We start from the raw sequence: 4,307 nt of genomic DNA, 5'->3' as shown, positions 1-4,307 counted from the left end.
GCGTGGCGCCGCCCCCAAACCCCCCGCGCATTAGTTTTTCGGTGGGATGCTTACACGCAGCCGCTGACCCATCTGTAATAATTTAAGAGTCACTGATAATTGCTGATTGTCGGTATTTCTGCAAATGTGAGATGCACCCGGGTTTTCATCGCAACAGGGAATCCTGATGATAATCTGATTTCCCTCCTGTTTTACTCAGCAGACGGATATTTTCAATCAGGATTGATTTTTCTAACGCTTTAGCCATATCGTATAAAGTCAAGGCTGCCACAGATACCGCCGTTAAAGCTTCCATTTCTACCCCAGTTTCCGATTTTGTCACCACTTCTGCCCGAATTTCGTAGCCGGGTAACTCTGCTTTCGGGATAATCTGAACATTGATTTTTTGCAGGGGTAAGGGATGGCAAAGGGGAATTAAGGAGGAAGTTTGTTTGGCCGCCATAATTCCTGCTAGTCTGGCCGTCCCTAAAACGTCACCTTTGGGCGCATTTCCCTGTTCTATGGCTTCAAAAGTCGTTTTTAGCATTCTCACTTGTCCTAGGGCGATAGCAGTGCGTTTAGTGGGCATTTTCTCCGATACATCCACCATCTGGGCCTGGCCTTGGCCGTCGAGATGAGATAATTTTTCTTTACCCTCTTGCGTCATTGAATGAACCTGTGCTATAGTAGTTTACTGTTGAGAAAAACAAGGGCTTGTAGCTTAGTGGATTAGAGCGTGTGGCTACGGACCACAAGGTCGGGAGTTCGAGTCTCTCCAAGCCCGTTACATACAATGGCATATACTACAGGAATTAGGAACCTATGGTTCCTAATTTCTTTGGTTTTTTGCCCCATCTTCCCACTTTCCTATACTTTTTAAACAGGATTTAGTATCATCAGCCAGTTTTGCTGGAGTATTTTTTACCCTCAAACAGTGAAAGAAACTAAACTTTTAGGATTGTATAATACTAAATCTGGTTATTAAAAACTGATTATTTATTCCACCTTTTGCCTTTTGCCTCTTGCCTTTTGCCTGTCCTTATAAGTAACCTATGCTCAACGGATTTAGTATAATATGAATTCTCCTGCACCTGTGCCGACACCCTTTCAAGTTGCTTTAGAGCGTTACCAGAATGCTCTAAATTATTTAGATACTTCTCATAATAAATCTCTGAAAAAAGCACAGGCTTTAGAAATTATTACCGCCAGAGATGCTCTTAATAAACAAATGGAAGCTGAGGCGGAAATTTCGGTTGATCTGTCGTCAAAATTAATCGAACAAGATAATAGATTAAAACAGAAAAGTTACAAAATTACTCAAGTTCTTGACTTAGCTGAATATCGGGAGACTTTACCTATGTCTGCTCAGGCTTGGTGGTGGCATTTAGAAAGTAGGGAATCTCTGCATCCTTGCAATCGCTTTGATTGGCTATTGAGAATCGTTAAACTGGTTTTATTAGGGGTTAATTTTACATTAATCGGAACGATTGCTACTCGGTTTCTTAGTGGTGGTTCAGGTTTGCTAGAAATAGGAGGTGTTATTTTTTCGACTTTCATTTCTTTATTACAAACTGAAAATGCTCTCACACGGACGCGCCAGAAGGGTTTTGTTAAGTTAATGAAATTGCTTGGGATTGCTGAACATTGGTATGAAGAAATACAGTTTTCTGTAACAGTAATAGTCTTTGCTATTCTCTTGGGAATTTATCTAAATTTCTCTTGGTTTTCTGAGCTTTATAAGCAAGAAGGCAACCGTTTACAATCTCCTCCGCCAGCAAGTCAAGAATTTCCTAATTTAGCTTCAGCCGAAGAGAAGTATTTAAAAGCGATTGAGTTAGATCCAGATAATCTAGATGCTCATTATAAGTTAGCAACACTTTATGAAGAGTTACAGGATTTGACTAATGGGAAGAAACACTATTTAATTGCGGCAAAAGGTGGTTTTATAGATGCTTATAATAATCTCGCTTATTGGTATCTGCGCGATAATAAGAATGCAGAAGCGGTAGAGTTACTGGAAAAAGCTAAGAGATTATTAGCAGAAAAAGATGAAAAACTAGACCAATTTACTGAAGAGGAGAAACGCAATTTAGCAGTACAAAAATATAGTATTTATAAAAATCTAGGCTGGGCCAGATTTAAGCAAAATCGCAGTGAAGATGCAGTTCCTAATCTTTTAGTTGCTATTGGTATCGCTGAAAATCCAGCTTATCAGAAATTTATCCGCAATCCCGGTGCTGCTTTTTGTATTTATGCTCAACTTTTAGAAAAAGAAGACAAGAAATTATCTCAGGAAAATTGGCGTAAATGTCTTAATTTAGCCGAAGGGAGGGAAATTAATACGGAGGAGGAGCAATGGTTATATGAAGCGAGGAAAAAATTAAAGTGAAGTAAAGTTTAGTGACTATTCTCTGAGTAATGCGCTAAATCCTTCTTGCTGAAAATGCTTATCAAAGGTTAATATTTCAGAGATTTCCAGTTGTCTCATAATCTGCATGGAAGCACAATCAGTTAAACTGTATCCTTTATCTAATCGTCTTTGGTAAAAATCAAAAGCTTGCTGAAATTGTTCACTGGTTTGGGGAATGATTATGGTTTTGCTGTCATTGCGTAAATCATGAGTTAGACGAATAGCTGATTTACGCAAAAATTCCCCTCTACTGCATAAAGCATTGAGTAATTCTGTCAGAACCATTTCACTGGTAACACCTCTAAAGTTACCCAGTCTTGCTACCATACTTATAGCAAGTCTATGAGCATTATCTCCTCTATCAGCTAACGCTTTTAAATAGAAGGTATCTAAGAAAATTTTTCTCATTCTTCCTCATCTTCTCTCGGTGCGCCGTACATATAATGTTCCGCGTTACGCGCAAAGTCTCTGGGAAAGTGTTTTCGCCATTCTGATTGGGGAACAACGTTACCAATCTCAACAATTCTTTGCCAAAAAGGTTTTTTGCGAAATTCTGGGTCATTTTCTAGTGCATCCCATTTAGCATCGAGTTCTTCCATTGATAACTCAGGCTCTTCGGATGTGTTAGAGGTTGAATGATTGTTTAAGTTAGTCATGATTAAAGGTTCCTTTTAGATTAAAGAGAATAAGTTAATGATAACCTAAATTATCTGGTCAGGTAAATGTTTTGCGAAAATTTGTTTCATTCTTCCTCATCTTCTCTCGGTGCGCCGTACATATAGTGTTCAAAATTACGCGCAAAGTCTGTAGGTAAGTGTTTTCGCCATTCTGATTGGGGAACAAGTGCGCCAATTTCTATAATTTGTTGCCAGATAGGTTTTGCTAAAAATTCTGGGTCATTTTCTAGTGCATCCCATTTAGCATCGAGTTCTTCCATTGATAACTCAGGCTCTTCGGATGTGTTAGAGGTTGAATGATTGTTTAAGTTAGTCATGATTAAAGGTTCCTTAGTGATAATAGGTTACTTTTATCATAGCATTTTCGAGTTGGATTGAGGTACGGAGATTATCGAGGGTAATTAACCACAGAGACACAAAGAACACAGAGATTATTCACCGATGTTATAATTTATAATGATGATGGCAAGAGAGCCGAATGTTTAACTGAAAGCTTGACATTATTTTATGTACAGACTATATTATAGTTATGGAATAGAATATTATATTTGATCCAGATTTTAGGTTCTGGTTTTATCAACAAGAACAGGGACTTCAAAATGAAGTATTTGCTGTTTTAACTGTATTGATGAAACTTGGACCAGCACTGGGGAGACCACGAGTTGATACCATTGAAGGAGCTTCTTTTAAGAATATGAAAGAGCTTCGTATTCAGTATAAAGGTGAACCTTGGCGTGTTTTATTTGCCTTTGATCCTCATCGACAAGCAATTTTACTTGTTGGGGGGAACAAGTCAGGTAACAAAAGATGGTACAAAGAAAATATTCCTATAGCAGATCAACGTTATCAAAAATATCTGGAAAAACTTAAGGAAGAAAAGTCATGAAAGAATATACCAACTTCTCGGAAGAATTTAATAAACTTTGTGGAGAACGACAAGCAATTATTAAAGCAAGAGCTTCCCAAATTTATCTGGAGGAACTTACGCTTAAGTATTTGCAGGAAAAACTAGGTTTATCTTTATCAGAATTGGCAGAGCATCTTGAAGTACAGCAATCAATAGTACCTAACCTTAAACAAGAGCAAAATCTAGAGCTAAATAGGGCTTGCTGAATAAATCTAAAAACCTTGTTGGATAAGACTTTTGGACTTTTTTCCCCTCAAAAAGTGCCAGCCATTGCGGGGATCGGGGGGAAAATTCCTGGACTTTTTCCCTGAAAATTAGGTAATTGGCCACCTCA

General features: G+C 38.1%; 7 protein-coding genes and 1 tRNA gene. 4 read left to right on the top strand and 4 right to left on the bottom strand.

Features of this window, described 5'->3' with window-relative positions; all coding sequences use genetic code 11:
- Positions 1-145: 145 nt before the first annotated feature.
- Entirely contained in the window at positions 146-646 is a 501-nt protein-coding gene (moaC, locus tag O9290_RS10735) for a cyclic pyranopterin monophosphate synthase MoaC (protein ID WP_052276318.1), read from the bottom strand.
- A gap of 43 nt (positions 647-689) precedes the next feature.
- Between moaC and O9290_RS10730 the strand changes: the two genes are divergently transcribed.
- Together O9290_RS10730 and O9290_RS10725 are read left to right on the top strand one after the other, a co-directional pair.
- Positions 690-763 (top strand) — tRNA-Arg (locus O9290_RS10730).
- 291 nt (positions 764-1,054) lie between these two features.
- A complete protein-coding gene (locus tag O9290_RS10725) occupies positions 1,055-2,368 on the top strand; it encodes a tetratricopeptide repeat protein (RefSeq protein WP_288056049.1) in 1,314 nt (437 codons plus the stop codon).
- A gap of 15 nt (positions 2,369-2,383) precedes the next feature.
- On the opposite strand, the gene O9290_RS10720 is transcribed toward O9290_RS10725, so the two are convergent.
- The 3 genes from O9290_RS10720 to O9290_RS10710 all read right to left on the bottom strand — a co-directional run bounded on the left by O9290_RS10720 (position 2,384) and on the right by O9290_RS10710 (position 3,383).
- Entirely contained in the window at positions 2,384-2,797 is a 414-nt protein-coding gene (locus O9290_RS10720) for a type II toxin-antitoxin system VapC family toxin (RefSeq protein WP_002797269.1), read from the bottom strand.
- Positions 2,794-3,045, bottom strand: coding sequence for a hypothetical protein (locus O9290_RS10715; RefSeq protein WP_002774365.1), 252 nt, complete (start codon positions 3,043-3,045; stop codon positions 2,794-2,796). Before O9290_RS10715 ends, O9290_RS10720 begins: the two co-directional genes overlap by 4 nt.
- A gap of 86 nt (positions 3,046-3,131) precedes the next feature.
- Positions 3,132-3,383, bottom strand: coding sequence for a hypothetical protein (locus O9290_RS10710; RefSeq protein WP_002797268.1), 252 nt, complete (start codon positions 3,381-3,383; stop codon positions 3,132-3,134).
- A gap of 224 nt (positions 3,384-3,607) precedes the next feature.
- Here O9290_RS10710 and O9290_RS10705 point away from each other — a divergent pair, with 224 nt between their 5' ends.
- Positions 3,608-3,952 carry a type II toxin-antitoxin system RelE/ParE family toxin gene (locus tag O9290_RS10705; RefSeq protein WP_043997200.1) on the top strand — a complete coding sequence of 115 codons (345 nt, stop codon included), beginning with the start codon at positions 3,608-3,610 and terminating at the stop codon, positions 3,950-3,952.
- Entirely contained in the window at positions 3,949-4,179 is a 231-nt protein-coding gene (locus O9290_RS10700) for a helix-turn-helix domain-containing protein (protein ID WP_288056052.1), read from the top strand. Before O9290_RS10705 ends, O9290_RS10700 begins: the two co-directional genes overlap by 4 nt.
- Positions 4,180-4,307 lie beyond the last annotated feature (128 nt).

The sequence above is a fragment of the Microcystis sp. LE19-41.2A genome, assembly GCF_027530405.1.
Classification (GTDB): domain Bacteria; phylum Cyanobacteriota; class Cyanobacteriia; order Cyanobacteriales; family Microcystaceae; genus Microcystis; species Microcystis aeruginosa.
The sequence above is the reverse complement of the archived record's forward strand: the minus strand, read 5'-3'. Positions and strand labels throughout refer to the sequence as shown.